Genomic DNA, 14619 nt, shown 5'->3' with positions numbered 1-14619 from the left:
AACGCACGTTAACGCGGAGCGCGGAACAGAGTTCTATCGCGCTCTTATCCGGACATGATATCATACCTCTTTTCACCAACGCCAAACTTTTTATAGTACTGCAATACAGTCAATTTCTACAAGTACATCTTTGGGTAAGCGAGCAACTTCAACACAGGCGCGGGCAGGGGCATTTTCGGGGTTGAAGTATTTAGCGTAGATGGTGTTTACGGTGGCAAAGTCGTTCATGTCTTTGAGGAACACGGTTGTTTTGACAACATTTGACCAAGATGCACCTGCTGCGGTAAGTATAGCTTCTAGGTTTGCCATAACTTGTTCTGTTTGTTTACTTACATCATCGGTGTAGACTATTTGATTGGTTCTAGTGTCGATCGCTATTTGACCGGAGACGAAAATCATTTGACCTGTGGCAGCGATCGCTTGATTATATGGGCCAACTGGTTCGGGAGCTTTATCAGTTTTGATTATTTTACGGGTTGTCATATTTTGTTTTTTTGTTGGTTGATTATGGCTTGGTGTTGATGGCTAATAATTTTCAGCTTGATACATTTCACCATTTCGCATTATTGCATAAGTAAAGTCTATTTTTTCAACTTTAATGTAGTTATATCATGTCTGCTTAATTAGTGATAGAAAACTTTCTTCTTCTGTTCCTTCTTTTTTCCTCCTGACTTTTGACTCCTGAGGAGGTCCTCCTCCGTCATTATTTATAAGTATTCAACCGGACATGATATTACTGCGATAATCTTGTTATTCTTCATCTATTTTTTGACCACAATGGGGACAAATTATAGATTTTTTATTTTGATTTGAAGCCCGTTTTTTTTCTATTTCTTCAGTAAAACCAGAAGCAACTATACCTGCTGGTAAAGCAAATATACCAACTCCTACTAATGCAGCGATCGCCCCTAAAAATCTACCTAAAGGAGTAATGGGATAAACATCTCCATAACCCACAGTAGTTAAGGTGATAATTCCCCACCACATAGCAGCAGGAATATGAGGAAAATCATCTGGTTGAGCTTCATGTTCAGCGAAGTAAATTAAACTGGCAGAAGTTACTAATAAAACTAAAGCAATAAATAAAGTAATAACTATCTCTTCTTGTTTTGACTTGATAACTTTACCAAATAATTTTACTGTGCTTGAATATCTACTAATTTTGAATAACCTAAATATTCTAAACAAGCGAAACGAGCGAGTAAATATTAGATTTGGCCAAAATAATGGTAAATAAAATGGAAGAATTGCTATTAAATCAATAATTGCTAAAGGTTTGATTATAAATCTTATTCTTCCCCATATTGGATGTTTATATCCAGGAGCAACATTGGATGACCAAACTCGCAAAATATATTCTATGGTAAATATAATTACTGATATTAGTTCAAAGTTATCTAACCAGATTTGGTATGGCTGATAAATCTCTTCTACTGTGGAGATAATTACAACTAGAATACTCAGAAAAATCAATGTGATGATGCAGATTTTGAAGGTTTTGCTGTAAGTATCTCCGGGATTATCTAGCTCAATAATTTGAAATATTCGGCGTTTGATTTTGTAGAGCATTTTTCTAGATAAGTTTTGGAGTTATATCATGTTCAGTTGAATACTTATGCTTTAGAAAAAAGGAAGGCAGAAGGCAGAAGGCAGAAGGCAGAAGGCAGAAGGGAAAGAAAGGTTTAAAGGGAGAAGGTTTTTTATTACACTATGTTATTTCTTAGGAGTTAGTGGTAGGGTAAAACGGTCGCCCGTACAGAAGTTAGAATAAATAGCTTTGATACCATTTATTAGGTCGGAATTTATCTTTTTAGTCTAAGGAAAATATCCCACAGGTGTCTTTTTATTGCCCTTATTTTTCGTAAAATTATTTTTCCAAATTGGTATTATTTTCATTTTTTGCCGATAATTATATAGTCATCTATTATATGATGCGAGTCATAATTTTGTCCTAGATATTCACGTTGAAGTGGACTTATATATTTCAAAACTGGTAATGTCTTGACAAATTTTGAAAAATTTCCTCTATCTTCTCTCATACCTGTTGAAGTCACATATTTATACCACTCCAGTTTTAATCCTAATTCCTCAACTAACTTTTCAACTAATTTTTTTTCTTGGATAATATCTTCTTTGGGCTGCATATTATAAAATCCGAATAATCTTTTTATTTGAACAATTAACATTACATAACCATCACGACTCAAACTTTCCTGAAATATTTTTCGATAAACATCAAAAGACTTTTTCTTTTCTGCTTGGTCAGCAAATAAACAGTGAGAAATAACTATAAAGTCAAAAAAGCGTTGTGGCAAAACTTTCGATTGTTCGTTGTATGTAAAAATATCAGTTGTATCAAATCGAAAATAAAGATTAGTTGGCATTCTTTGTTGTTCTATATATTGTCGCCAAAATTGAAGACCTCGATATTGAAATTGAGCTTGTTTTTCCAAAGAATAGTAACAAATGTGCATTGGAGGAGGGGAGAAAAAACCACTACTACTTTGTAGGAATAAAGCTAACCCATAAGCAACGGTTCCCGGACCAGCACCGATGTCAAGAATATTAAGTTTTGTAGGCAATAATCCAGATTTATATACTAGAAACCAAGCCAAATAACTAGAATATACATGATCGGGAAAATATTTCATCATATAAACATAAGGAGTAAAATTAAAAGCATAATCAGGATCTATATTACGCTTTAGTAATTTCATATCCTCGATGGCTGCTTGCAATTCTGATACTTGTTTTTCTTGGGAAAATATATTAATTTCTTTCTGTATATACTCTGCCAACTTTGATTCAAAATCGTCAAATATCCGTTCATTTATTCCAGTACATTGCCATAAATTTTCATCTTTTTCAATTAACTGAAAACTTTTCGTGACAAATTCAATAAATTTTGGTTCTGGGGTCAATACATAGTCATCAAGTCGTCTAATTACTGGCTCGTCAAAATCAATCTTTAATTCTAACTCATCTAATTTATAAACAGCTTTTCTCAGATGCTCGGTTAAACTATTGATTTCTCTATCTTTGTCATTTAAAGCTGTCTGAAACTTCAGCTTATCCTGATACAACTTCTCTAGGGGCGATAATTTAGCTCCTGAATTTTCAATAGCTTTAAATATTTGATTAGCTTGAGCATTTTTGCCTTGTTTTAGGGCAAACCAAAACTTGAGAGAACGCCAAAAATTTGTGATGTAATTATTCATTAGTCAATTCTGCCTGAAATTATTTGATTCCTCAATTATTTAGTTTTTGTATTAACTTAATCGGGGAAATTTTGAGAATTTATCCCTAGATTAAACTGTTGATTTCTCTATCTTTGTTATGTTAAAGATGCCTGAAACTTCAGCCCATTCTGATCCAACTTTTCTAGGAGCGATAATTTATACCAATTTGGAAAAAGAATGTTATAGCAGTTGAAGGAAAGGTTAGGATAGATCAAAAACTGAAAACTCAAACAACCTAAGATTTTTTCTTCTTACTTCTTCCTTCTTCTTTCTTCCTTTTATTCATAAGTAAATCCTGCTTGACCTTCTTTAATTTCTACATCACTCAGTATTTCTACTAACTGAGATTTGAAGCTTTGATAATTTTTATTTTCATTATTGTACCACCAACTATACTTTTTTTTCATATCTATAGCTTCCTCGCGAGTGCTTGCTATGAGCGATCGCTTATGACTAGCATGAAACTCTTGAATTACAACTCTATCTACAAAATTTAGTTGTCTAATAAAATTTTCTTGTTCTTCTGGCAAAGTCGGCAGTAAAGGAGTAATAGTAATAGAAAGTTTAGGCAAATAACCTGTTAAATCATTAATTGTAGTTTTAATTTTTTTCATAGCATTAAGTCTAGCTCTAATACTAGGAGTTTGAGGCTCAAAATCTTTTCTTATTTTCTCACTACCAGTGGGAATACTCATATTAATTCTTAGATGTTTAAATCGCTGTAAAATATCAATATCTCTAGTTATCATTGGGCTGCGAGTTTGGATAACTAAAATTGGTCGATATTCCAACATTACTTCTAATAATCTACGAGTTAATTGAGTTTTAGATTCTATCGGTTGATAGGGGTCTGTCACACTACTCATATAAATACTAGGGGCTTTACTAGGATTTTTATTCTCCCATTTCAATAATTCTTTCTCTAAAACTTCCGCAGCATTTTCTTTAATCAAAACCCATTTTCCCCATTCATCTCTCATTTTTTCATTAGGGCTAAAAGCTGCAGCATAACAATAGCTACAACCATATTGACAACCGCGATATGGATTTAAAGTAAAGTCATAAGCTTTAATAAAACCACTAGCTTTATTTAAGATCGATTTAGCGTTTTGTGCGTAAACATCAGCACTGCCAAATTTTTCACTAACTACTAATATCATGTTCGGTTGAATACTTAATAAATAACTGTTGTGAGGAGTCAGGAGTCAGGACTCAGGAGTCAGGAGGGAAGAAAGGAGTAATACATAGGAAATATTAGAGAATAGTATTGATAATTTCAGGATTTATTTGGTACTGTCAGTGTTATCAGTCCTTAAATTTTATTATAACTGACCCGTCCGTTAGCGTAGCTCCCCCGGAGGGGGAACATGATATAATATATTAAATGATGAAAATGTTTTTTAAAGTTACCAAAATTCCAGATTAATTCAGTATTTTCAAGGCTAAAATTTTCATAAATAAAATCAACAAATTTTTTGTTGAAAAGGATGTAAATTTTAATTTAATTAGAACAAAACTATTCCAGAAAATAGGCAGTAGGCAGTAAGGGAAAAGAATTGATAAATTCTGTGTGATAATTGATTTGATTTTTTATTATAGGAGATGTCTATTTTAAATTCCCAGCTCTGTTGTTGTAAGCATTTCCTACGGAATGCTGCGCAAACAGCATTCAGCTATGAGTTATGAACTTATATCATGTCCGGATAATAGCGCGATCAAAAAACTTTCTCTTTCTTCTTCTTTCTTCCCTCCTGTCTCCTGTCTCCTGACTCCTGACTCCTTCATCTTCTATAGATTAATAATTTTATTTATTTCTGATGCTTTTCTAGTCGCCTCAGCAACTTTTAGGGTATACAAACTTGCTTCTGGAGTTACATATAAAGGAGTTCCCTCCAATAAATGTTCAATTACCATTTTTGTATCTTTAGCAAATAAACCTCGTCGCGCCCCCACTTCTATAGTTTGTGTTTTTTCTCCCTGCAATAGTTGACCTTGTTGAGGAGTAAAAATTAATGTGCCTGCTTCGCCGTAAATACTAAAAATGTTTTCTGAGAGCCAAAATGTTTCACCTTTGCCATAGACGCTTTCCCCAATAACACCATTGCTAAATTTTAACTGGGCAGTACACAAACAAGCATTATAAAGGTCTGCTTCAGTGTACCAAAACTGACTTTGGCAATTGACATTATCAACTTGACCAAATAGGTCGGTAAACCGATGCAAACGAGAAAGCGCTCCCATAAAAGGAAAGCCAAATAATGAAGGTTGATAAGTCCATTTTACAGGTGCTGGCTGTTTAGAATTGATTGTAATGTAACGAGCGTAGAAGACTTTACCAATAGCTGATAAAGATTGTTTAATAGCATTATGAAGACTGCCAAGAAGCTCAATATGTTCGACGTGCAATAGCTTATTTTTCTTAGCTGCCAGAGAAATTAATGATTCGGCTTCATTTGAGTCTAGGGAAAGAGGATACTCCACAATGATGTGTTTATCATTTTCTAGGGCTGCACGAACAATTGATCCATGGTCTCTATTAATAGTAGAAACGATAACTAGATCCAAATCTTCTCGTTTTACCAACTGTTGCCAAGAAGCTGTATTCTGAACTTGGAAGGTTTGACTAAATTCCTCAGTTTTTTCTGGGGTATGACCTGCGACTGCAACTAAGAGCGATCGCGTATCTACTTTTAATGCCTCAGCTCTAGTTTTAGCAGCATGACCAGTACCAACAATACCTACTCTGATCGGGATAGTGGGGCATAAAGAGGAAGAGAGATTTGTTTGGGCCATAGTTAAAATACAAAATCAAAAACTTATATTTTAGATTGTATATGCCAATGGTCGTACTATACTTCAATATTTTTTAACATCTGTCTCAGGGTTGTTGTCCAATCAGGTATAAGTAATCAGAATTAAATTAGAATTATTTATAACAAATTCTATAGTAATTTTTTGCCTAATTTGTTTTACAACATTGATTTTTTCCCTTAATATCAAAGATGGAAATAAAACAAGTACAAATAATTTGGCTAATCAAGCCTTGTAATTTGTATAAGTTTAAATTATATCTATACCAAACTACCAAAGAGGGAAATTAAATGGCCACCTACAAAGTTACTCTAGTTACACCAGATGGTGAAAAGGTAATTGATTGTCCTGATGATGAGATCATTCTTGATATTGCTGAAGATCAAGGATTAGATTTACCCTATTCCTGTCGCGCTGGTGCTTGCTCCTCCTGTGCTGGTAAAATTGAATCAGGTACAGTAGATCAAGACGATCAGTCATTTTTAGATGATGACCAGATAGAACAAGGATATGTACTAACCTGTGTGGCCAAACCAACGTCTGATTGTACTATTAAAACTAACGTGGAAGAAGAGCTATAAGTAGTAGAACAGATCAAATTAATTAATTTTTTTTGGTAATAGTTGAGTATCTTTCAACTATCAGCTAATATGCTGAAATTAAGGCTCTTCTCTTGTGTGAGGTAATTAATCAGCTAGCTTAAGCTCCAAGTAATTTTGGGGTTTTGCTTGTTTGGGTAATTGACCTCTACTAATTCTAATGTGAATCCCAGAAAATGAGTATCAGCGATCAAAATGAATATAAGTACTGATCGCTATTTTTCTAGTGGATAGCAGTAAAATCAATCAAAGAGTTGCTGATTTAAAGCATCACGAGTCAGCTCTATTGCCTTAAAAATGAGTATGACTCTATCTAAACTAATGAACCCTTTTGTTTGTGGGATAGAGACGAAACTATTGAATATAAGGAATGCAAAATGGCAAGCTATAAAGTAAAGTTGAAAACTCCAGATGGAGAGCAAGAAATTGATTGTCCTGATGACAAGTATATTCTTGATGAAGCAGAAGAGCAGGGACTTGACTTACCCTACTCTTGTCGTGCTGGTGCTTGTTCTACCTGTGCTGGTAAAATAGTAGAGGGTACAGTAGATCAAGGCGATCAGTCATTTTTAGATGACGATCAGATGGCCGCAGGGTATGTTTTAACTTGCGTAGCTTATCCCACATCTGATTGCACAATTGAAACCCACCAAGAAGAAGCACTTTACTAAAGTTAGCAACTTCGAGTCAATCAAAAATCAAAAAATTTGTCTAATTAATTATTGAGAGGAAAATTATATGCCTACCTACAAAGTTACTCTAATAAATGAAGAAGAGGGAATCAACCAAACTATTGATTGTGCCGATGATACCTATATCCTTGATGCTGCTGAAGAAGCAGGTATTGACCTACCTTACTCCTGTCGTGCTGGTGCTTGTTCGAGCTGTGCAGGAAAGGTAGAAGGTAACGCAGATGATGTGATAGATCAAAGTGATGGCTCCTTCTTGGATGACGATCAGATTGCAGAAGGATATGTACTAACTTGTGTTGCTTACCCTAAAAAAGACTGCACCGTTACGACTCACCAAGAAGAGGCACTTACTTAGTAGTTGAGAGAGTGTTTGTCAAATAAATATTAGACAGCGTAGTGGCGCGTCAAGCTTAAAATGGTATTGACATGGAGAAACAGGTGTTAATAGTCTTGGCGTGCCACAGTTTCAACAACAGGATAAAGATGCTTCAATTTAATTCGTGCATCTTGGGTTGTCAAATGCCAAATTACTGGACTAGCTGTGCGATTTTGTTCCTGTTGCCAAGCCTTCAATTCCGATGCCAGTTGCGTCACAGTAGGAATACGCCCAGCCAGACATTGCTGTGATCAAACACTCAATTCCATCTCGGCAACCCGATCGCCAACTGCCATTACGAGGTGGCGTGATCAATGTGGATTTGGTGGACTTAGGGGAGTTCGACGATTCAAACTCAGTCCGATTCCCTCCTCTAAAAATCTTTGGCGAATTCGGCCTACTGTGTTGGTATGGACGTTTAATCCAGAACTGATTTCCCTATCTGTCCATTTTTTCTGGGCTTGAGTTCCTTGAGCACACATCAATCAAACTTGTGCATGAAGTATTTTTGTTGTTGGTGCATGACCATTACGACTAATTTCTTCCAGTTTGTTTCTCTGGTCTGAAGTAAGCATTATATCAAATCCGGTTAAACAGCCATAGAATGGTTAAGTTACGAGGAGTCAGGAGTCAACCCACCCCTAACCCCTCCGGTGGAGGGGAAGTCAGTCGGACCTCCTCAGGAGGAGAAAGAATTACAAAGATAAACGTAGTTATGGCGATTGAAGATTTTTTTTATGTCCAATTAAACGGATTTGATATTACCTGATCCCGACGACTTTTTCCCATAAGCTCTAGTATTTTTCAACAAACCTAAAACCTAAAACCTACAACCTACAACCTTCCTCAAGTCCAAGCACGGAAGAAAGTATTTTCTTGCCAAACACTGGCTGTTTTTTGTTCGATCGCTCCCATGTCCTGTTGAGTTAACTGTTGAAACGTTTGGGCGACTCTAACATTAGACTGCAACATTTCCACAGACTCTGTAGCTACGATACAACAATGTACGCCCTCTAAGGACAATACATATCCCATCGCTTCCTCCATATTCAATACCCCCGGTCGGAGTAATTTACCGTAAGCGGGTATTTTCATTCCAATAACGCCTACATTTTTTTGTTGCGCAACAGGTAACACAGTAGGAGCAAATGGTCGGGGATGATGTTTGTCAGCAGCATTAATAGAAACCAGAGTCGTGTCAAATGGATAGCGACGTAGTCCCTCAGCAATAATATCAGGTTCGTGATGACCTGTAATTCCCGAAAATTTGACTATACCTTGTTCTTTTGCTTCTTCCATTGCTTTGATAGCACCTTGGGAACTGAATATTTCATCTAAAGTTTCTGTAAATGAAACATGGTGTAACTGCCACGAGTCGAGATAATCTGTATTTAATCGTTTTAGCGATCGCTCTAATTCCCTCCATGCTCCGTCGCGGTCGCGTCTTCCGGTTTTACTTACCAAAAATATATCTTTTCGATAAGCGGGTAAGACTTTTCCTAAATGTTCTTCACTTGCACCATAACTAGCAGCAGTATCAAAATATCTAATTCCTAGAGACAGAGCAGCTTCAATTATTGCAACTGACTCTTTTTCCTGTCCGCTTTTATTGAGGGGTGTTCTTCCTGCTCCACCTAAACCTAACAATGGTACTTTTACACCCGTTTTACCTAATACTCGTTCTGGCATTGTGGATGTGGTGGGTAGTTTTTCAGCAGATGCTACTTTGGTTTGAGTCTGTTTATTGATGGCAGCACCACCGATGATGCCACCCGTAACCGCAAGACTGGTTATTATTAAGTTACGTCGAGTCGTTTTTTTTTCATAGTTATCGATAGGTTTTTTTGACGTTATAACAACTCTAAAAAATTATGTTTTTTGTGAGAGCAGATTTCATCTTAGTAAGGTACAACTGTGACAACAAGGCTCCTGTGTTACAGTTTTTATCATTAGACATCTCCAGAAAATAAATAACGGGACTTAAAGCATTGTATAAAACTAGCTTAATCCTGAAAATTAACCATAAAAAATCTTTTTTATACCTTTTTCCTGAAAATCTATATTCCTGTTGCCTGTTGCCTCTAAGAGCAAGAAGCCCATTCTTTTTCGGAGATGCCTATTAATATTTGTATTTCATATACTTGGAATTTACTGTATATTATACCAAGCGTGAAAAAAGAATGTTACGAATAGTAAGAAGAATAAAAAGAAAAATGCAGGATATGCCCTTTGACAAAAACGATGATTTCCGATCTAAAAAACGCTTTAAATACTATTCATTCTGACTCCTGACTCCTGAGGACTGACTCCTAAGAAATATCCTAGCTATTTGTAGCAAACATTTATCAAATTGGTATTACTTACTTATTTTGGGTTAGCAAATATCAATTACAGGACTTACGCAAGTGAACTCAGAAACCGGGTTTCTCGTAGATGTTTACTGTCAAAAACAATGATTTACCCTAGAAACCGGGTTTCTTGGTGCTGAATATACTCTTGCAAAAAAAATTACGATCCACCACTACCTAGAAATCTTCTCTTGGGTAAGTGCAACAGCATCTATTTTAGTAGGTTCCTTGTTTCTATCTCTTCTTAAGAGAATATTAACGGCCTTAAAGGTTATAGCTTCCTTCATTCCATATATATAATCTCCAGTCTCTTCATTCTGACCAATAACGTGTTTCCATTGTGACGGTGCTACTACTAAAGATTCACCTAATGATTCCCATTTATCATCTTTGAAAAAGAAAAGCTCGACCTCAACCTGCTGATTTTTTTCCTGAACTCGCATACGGTATTCTCTTTGAGAATTAGGTTGACTATCCAAGGTGACATAGGGAAATTTAGAACCATCGCGCTCTTCTGGTTGTACGCCAGGAGTAAAATCTGGATCTATATGCAGTCTTATGAATCCAGGGATAGTAGGTTCTTTAGGACGTATCCAAGCCCTAAGTTCAGGATTTTCCCTAACCTGACTGAAACTTTTTGGACAGGGAGAAGCATCTTCTGTGAGAATAATTTTAACATCTTGACCAACCTTCCCATTCCAACAGAAGGGTGAATTCTCGGCATATTCTAAGCCTAAAATATAAGTATTTCTCGGCTTTGTTGCATCTTCTGGAAAAATCCCTCTCCAATACAAATTAATCGCACCATTACTTGGATCGAGAGGACTTATTCCTAATTTGGCTAACTTCAGTGATGCAATTTGAAAATCACCATCTGAAATTAAATAACCTGAATCAATACGAAGTTTTGAACGTAGTCGCCAATTTCCTTGACTATCAAAGTCATCTTTTAATAAAACTGTCTCATTTGAACTAAATTTAAAATCAAAAATAAAGGTTTTTTCAGAGAAAATTGCTATACTTACTACCATGCTTGCTACCAGAATAAGAACCAGTAAATAATTTTTAATTTTCATTGATTTAGTAAATTAATTTGTGGTCAGTTAATAATACTACTAATTAATCACAAAAATCAAGGAATAACAAAAACAAGACTTACACACCAACCACTAAATCTAAAAATCCCACTCCATAAATAAGTCTGTTACTGGTAATGTAAAACCTGGTAAAATATCTTCTCCATCTAAATTATCAGCAACTTGTAATAATTTATCTGGTTGTGGTTTATGGTAGATTAAAATTGATTTTTCATCAGGATTAATTACCCAAACTAAACGACAGTTATTTTCAAAGTATTCAACAATTTTTTGATGTAGTTCCTCAAATGTATTATTGGGAGAAATTACTTCTACTGCTAAATCGGGAGCGCCCTGAAAATAACCTTTAGGTAATCGCTTTAATCCTAATAAACGGTCTTTGGAAACAAAATAAATATCTGGAGAACGTTTATTACCAGATTTGAAAGTAAAGGCTGTACTAGAATCGCAAGTTACACCTAATTTTTTAGGACGAGCATATAATTCTATTACACCACATAGATAAGCGGTAATATTACCATGCTCCATTCCCGAATTTCCCATATCAACAACTTCTCCATTAATTAATTCATAATGACTGCCATCTTCTGATAAAGCCTGAAACTCTTGGTCAGTTAATATCTTATTTTCGGTTGCTATATTCATCAATTTATTCTGCTATTTTGTGATATTTTTTTGTGATAATTTAATTAAGTAATTTAATAATTTATCAAATTAGCCCAATTACATTTTAGATCATATCAAATCTGCTTGCTATGGTTCCCGTTTGCGTAGTATAAACTAGGAGAAAATTGGAGTATATAGAATTTATACTGTCAGTAGGGGCAAACTGCCGTTTGCCTCTACAATATTGATTCTTATTACTAAATGCCAAATAATACTAAAGAAAAGCGGATTTGGTATCATAGCAATTTGAAAAAAGAATGTTACAAATAATAAGCAACATGAAAATAATTTGTAGGAAATATATATTGGACTAAAAAGATAAATTACTACATAAAAAATGGTATCAAACCTATTTATTCTGACTCCTGACTCCTGTCTCCTGACTCCTAAGCAGTAACCTATTTATTTGCAGCAAATATTTATCAAATTGGTCTCACACTCTATTTTTAGTCAATAGCAAATGTTTAAACTTTCCCTCAAACAAATTACAATTACTTTTCTTGTAGTATTTCTCAATCCATTAATAGCACTTAGTCAGGAAACTGCTACAACAATTTGTCCCTCTGAATTAAGTAATCGGATTGATACTGTAATTAACCGCCCAATTTTTAATCGTTCTCGGTGGGGAATTTTAGTTGAAACTTTATCGAAAAAAACAACAGTTTATAACCGAGATGCTGAATATTATTTTATTCCTGCTTCTACGGCTAAACTATTAACAACTGCAGCAGTATTACAAAAACTTCGCCCTCAATTTAGAATTAGAACTTCAGTTTATGGTGATGGGAATGGCAATATATATATTGTGGGTAGAGGCGACCCTAGTTTAACAGAAACTCAACTGCAAAGTTTGGCTGAACAATTAAAGGAACAGGGGATAGAAAATATTAATCAATTAATTGCTGATGATAGTTATTTTGAAGGAACAGGAGTTAATCCTAATTGGGAATGGGAAGATGTTCAGGCTGGTTATGGGGCACCTATTAATAGTTTAATCCTGAATCAAAATGCTATAGATTTGGTTTTGTCGCCTCAAAATTTAGGTCAACCTTTACAAGTTACTTTTGTTAATTCTGTTGAAGGTCAAAAATGGCAGATTGAAAATAATTCGGTGACTGTAGGAAAGAATGAAAAAGAATTTGTTGAGGTAGGAAGAGATTTTATTCAGCCAATAATTCGGATATCTGGGCAACTAAGAGTTGGTTCGACATCGGAACCTGTTTATGTGGCGGTTGTAGAACCTGTGGATAATTTTTTAAATAAATTTCGTGAAGTTTTAGCAACAACAGGAATTCAGGTTTCTCAAATAGTAAAAAAATCACAGATTGCCTCTAATATAAATTTGAATGAATTAGCTTTTGTGGAGTCTCCAACATTAGCGGAATTAGTGGAGGAAGTTAATAGAAAGAGTAATAATCTTTATACAGAAGCTTTGTTACGGCAAATGGGAGTTAGGAGTAGATTAATTCCTAGGAAAAAATCTAATAATCAGACTTTAGCAAAAAGTTTGGAGGAGGTAAAAGTAATTTTAACTAGGTTAGGAGTTACTCCCAATAGTTTTGTTTTAAATGATGGCTCTGGTTTGTCTCGTCATAATTTAGTTAGTCCGGAAGCTTTGGTACAAACTCTCAGAATAATGGCTAATTCTCCTTGGGCAAATATTTATAGAAATTCTTTACCTGTGGCTGGTGTAAATGGTACATTGAGTAGACGTTTTAGAAATAGTTTTGCGGAGGGAAATGTACAAGCAAAAACAGGAACAATTAGTGGAGTTTCGGGTTTAGCAGGATATATTCAACCTGCTAATTTTGAGCCTTTAGTATTTAGTATTATTGTCAATCAGTCTGACTTAGAAACCAAAGATTTGAGAAGTGCTATTGATGAAATAGTTTTGCTCTTAACTCAGTTAAAATCTTGTGGTTAGAAGAAGGAAGAAGGAAGAAGGAAGAAGAAATAAAAAGGAAAAAGTGGATGGGGATAGTCTTCGACAAGCCGCTCCGCGTCTACAAACCTCAACTAATTGTAAACACCATGTAGACAGTGGGGTATTAAACCCAAAAGAAAAAGATAATTTTTGGAGTAGTTAAAAATTATTAAAGTAGCACTCAGCAATCAGCAATCAGCTTTTCAAGGTGTATAATGGGGGATTAAAACCCCCATAAAAGGCACACCACGCGCTTTTTCAAATATAGTGGGGGACTTAAACCCTTGAATTTTCAGCTGATAGCTAAATGCTGTTTGCGGAGCATTCCGGAACGGAAAAGCTGATAGCTAGTTAAATTATATTAATTCACATTAATATACAGCAGATTCCACTTTGGTACACCGATGGCGAGCAAGATGCCCGCACTATAAACATTTAATTGTTAATTTCTGTACTTCTTATGCGAGGAATCTGCTGTAATACCAATAGTAAAGTTTTTCCCTGAATCTATCCCACTATTTTTTTTTACAGGTTTATTTGTTTAAGTAAAATGTGTTTTAAAAGCTGAAATTTTCGTTTTTAACTCTCAAAATATTTAGGGTTTTTAGCAAAAATCTTAGGTGGTAGTGCATTGTCATGGTCGTGCATTGTCATTATTTTTGTAACCAGACACAGTAGTGGGAGCATCTTGCTCCCTTTTGAACTTTCCTAACCTTTCCTTCCAATGCTATACCAGATACAGTAGTGAGATCATCTTGCTCCCTCCCTTCGAGGATGCCCGCACTAGGCATTGTTCATCTGCATATAGCATTACTATGCAGGACTATCAAATCTTATACCATTTCTGAATAGTAATGCTATGTTTGA

15 protein-coding genes are annotated in these 14619 nt (G+C 35.2%); 6 read left to right on the top strand and 9 right to left on the bottom strand.

Features of this window, described 5'->3' with window-relative positions:
* Window positions 1-90: 90 nt before the first annotated feature.
* The 5 genes from F6K27_RS02425 to F6K27_RS02405 form a co-directional block, all read right to left on the bottom strand.
* The gene (locus F6K27_RS02425) at window positions 91-483 is read right to left on the bottom strand and encodes a RidA family protein (protein ID WP_287273206.1); all 393 of its coding nucleotides are present in this window, start codon (window positions 481-483) and stop codon (window positions 91-93) included.
* 267 nt (window positions 484-750) lie between these two features.
* Entirely contained in the window at window positions 751-1569 is an 819-nt protein-coding gene (locus F6K27_RS02420) for an ion transporter (RefSeq protein ID WP_287273205.1), read from the bottom strand.
* Window positions 1570-1892: 323 nt separating this feature from the next.
* Window positions 1893-3218, bottom strand: a complete 1326-nt coding sequence (locus F6K27_RS02415) for a photosystem II assembly protein (protein ID WP_287273203.1) — start codon at window positions 3216-3218, stop codon at window positions 1893-1895.
* A 299-nt stretch (window positions 3219-3517) separates the two neighbouring features.
* Entirely contained in the window at window positions 3518-4399 is an 882-nt protein-coding gene (locus F6K27_RS02410; RefSeq protein ID WP_287273201.1) for a radical SAM protein, read from the bottom strand.
* A 628-nt stretch (window positions 4400-5027) separates the two neighbouring features.
* Entirely contained in the window at window positions 5028-6032 is a 1005-nt protein-coding gene (locus tag F6K27_RS02405; RefSeq protein ID WP_287273199.1) for a Gfo/Idh/MocA family protein, read from the bottom strand.
* A 308-nt stretch (window positions 6033-6340) separates the two neighbouring features.
* Between F6K27_RS02405 and F6K27_RS02400 the strand changes: the two genes are divergently transcribed.
* The 3 genes from F6K27_RS02400 (at window position 6341) to F6K27_RS02390 (ending at window position 7696) form a co-directional block, all read left to right on the top strand.
* Window positions 6341-6631 (top strand): 2Fe-2S iron-sulfur cluster-binding protein, encoded by a 291-nt coding sequence (locus tag F6K27_RS02400; RefSeq protein WP_287273197.1) that lies wholly within the window; start codon window positions 6341-6343, stop codon window positions 6629-6631.
* A 395-nt stretch (window positions 6632-7026) separates the two neighbouring features.
* Entirely contained in the window at window positions 7027-7320 is a 294-nt protein-coding gene (locus F6K27_RS02395; RefSeq protein ID WP_287273195.1) for a ferredoxin, read from the top strand.
* Between the two features lie 67 nt (window positions 7321-7387).
* Complete coding sequence (locus tag F6K27_RS02390; protein WP_124144346.1) at window positions 7388-7696, top strand: 2Fe-2S iron-sulfur cluster-binding protein; 309 nt, start codon at window positions 7388-7390, stop codon at window positions 7694-7696.
* Between the two features lie 86 nt (window positions 7697-7782).
* Here the strand turns inward: F6K27_RS02390 and F6K27_RS02385 are convergent, their stop codons facing one another.
* A complete protein-coding gene (locus F6K27_RS02385) occupies window positions 7783-7935 on the bottom strand; it encodes a hypothetical protein (RefSeq protein ID WP_287273193.1) in 153 nt (50 codons plus the stop codon).
* A gap of 386 nt (window positions 7936-8321) precedes the next feature.
* Between F6K27_RS02385 and F6K27_RS02380 the strand changes: the two genes are divergently transcribed.
* Complete coding sequence (locus F6K27_RS02380) at window positions 8322-8486, top strand: hypothetical protein (protein ID WP_287273189.1); 165 nt, start codon at window positions 8322-8324, stop codon at window positions 8484-8486.
* A 77-nt stretch (window positions 8487-8563) separates the two neighbouring features.
* Here F6K27_RS02380 and F6K27_RS02375 read toward each other — a convergent pair whose 3' ends face one another.
* From F6K27_RS02375 to F6K27_RS02365, 3 genes are all read right to left on the bottom strand, one after another.
* Window positions 8564-9406, bottom strand: coding sequence for an aldo/keto reductase (locus F6K27_RS02375; protein WP_287273188.1), 843 nt, complete (start codon window positions 9404-9406; stop codon window positions 8564-8566).
* An 832-nt stretch (window positions 9407-10238) separates the two neighbouring features.
* The gene (locus F6K27_RS02370; protein WP_287273186.1) at window positions 10239-11141 is read right to left on the bottom strand and encodes a hypothetical protein; all 903 of its coding nucleotides are present in this window, start codon (window positions 11139-11141) and stop codon (window positions 10239-10241) included.
* Window positions 11142-11240: 99 nt separating this feature from the next.
* On the bottom strand, window positions 11241-11807 hold the full coding sequence (locus tag F6K27_RS02365) for a Uma2 family endonuclease (protein WP_287273184.1): 567 nt from the start codon (window positions 11805-11807) through the stop codon (window positions 11241-11243).
* A 481-nt stretch (window positions 11808-12288) separates the two neighbouring features.
* On the opposite strand from F6K27_RS02365, the gene dacB reads away from it, so the two are divergent.
* A complete protein-coding gene (dacB, locus tag F6K27_RS02360) occupies window positions 12289-13752 on the top strand; it encodes a D-alanyl-D-alanine carboxypeptidase/D-alanyl-D-alanine-endopeptidase (protein WP_287273182.1) in 1464 nt (487 codons plus the stop codon).
* On the top strand, window positions 13743-13865 hold the full coding sequence (locus F6K27_RS02355; protein WP_287240270.1) for a hypothetical protein: 123 nt from the start codon (window positions 13743-13745) through the stop codon (window positions 13863-13865). Before dacB ends, F6K27_RS02355 begins: the two co-directional genes overlap by 10 nt.
* Window positions 13866-14619: the final 754 nt, after the last annotated feature.

It is taken from the genome of Okeania sp. SIO2F5 (assembly GCF_010692685.1).
GTDB classification, from domain to species: Bacteria; Cyanobacteriota; Cyanobacteriia; order Cyanobacteriales; family Microcoleaceae; genus Okeania; species Okeania hirsuta.
This window is presented reverse-complemented; position numbering and strand designations above follow the sequence as displayed.

Bases quoted from the DNA above. Each gene is read 5' to 3' on its own strand.
- F6K27_RS02425 (WP_287273206.1), bottom strand. From the start codon at position 483: ATGACAACCCGTAAAATAATCAAAACTGATAAAGCTCCCGAACCAGTT.
- F6K27_RS02420 (WP_287273205.1), bottom strand. From the start codon at position 1,569: ATGCTCTACAAAATCAAACGCCGAATATTTCAAATTATTGAGCTAGAT.
- F6K27_RS02415 (WP_287273203.1), bottom strand. From the start codon at position 3,218: ATGAATAATTACATCACAAATTTTTGGCGTTCTCTCAAGTTTTGGTTT.
- F6K27_RS02410 (WP_287273201.1), bottom strand. From the start codon at position 4,399: ATGATATTAGTAGTTAGTGAAAAATTTGGCAGTGCTGATGTTTACGCA.
- F6K27_RS02405 (WP_287273199.1), bottom strand. From the start codon at position 6,032: ATGGCCCAAACAAATCTCTCTTCCTCTTTATGCCCCACTATCCCGATC.
- F6K27_RS02400 (WP_287273197.1), top strand. From the start codon at position 6,341: ATGGCCACCTACAAAGTTACTCTAGTTACACCAGATGGTGAAAAGGTA.
- F6K27_RS02395 (WP_287273195.1), top strand. From the start codon at position 7,027: ATGGCAAGCTATAAAGTAAAGTTGAAAACTCCAGATGGAGAGCAAGAA.
- F6K27_RS02390 (WP_124144346.1), top strand. From the start codon at position 7,388: ATGCCTACCTACAAAGTTACTCTAATAAATGAAGAAGAGGGAATCAAC.
- F6K27_RS02380 (WP_287273189.1), top strand. From the start codon at position 8,322: ATGGTTAAGTTACGAGGAGTCAGGAGTCAACCCACCCCTAACCCCTCC.
- F6K27_RS02375 (WP_287273188.1), bottom strand. From the start codon at position 9,406: ATGCCAGAACGAGTATTAGGTAAAACGGGTGTAAAAGTACCATTGTTA.
- F6K27_RS02370 (WP_287273186.1), bottom strand. From the start codon at position 11,141: ATGAAAATTAAAAATTATTTACTGGTTCTTATTCTGGTAGCAAGCATG.
- F6K27_RS02365 (WP_287273184.1), bottom strand. From the start codon at position 11,807: ATGAATATAGCAACCGAAAATAAGATATTAACTGACCAAGAGTTTCAG.
- dacB (WP_287273182.1), top strand. From the start codon at position 12,289: ATGTTTAAACTTTCCCTCAAACAAATTACAATTACTTTTCTTGTAGTA.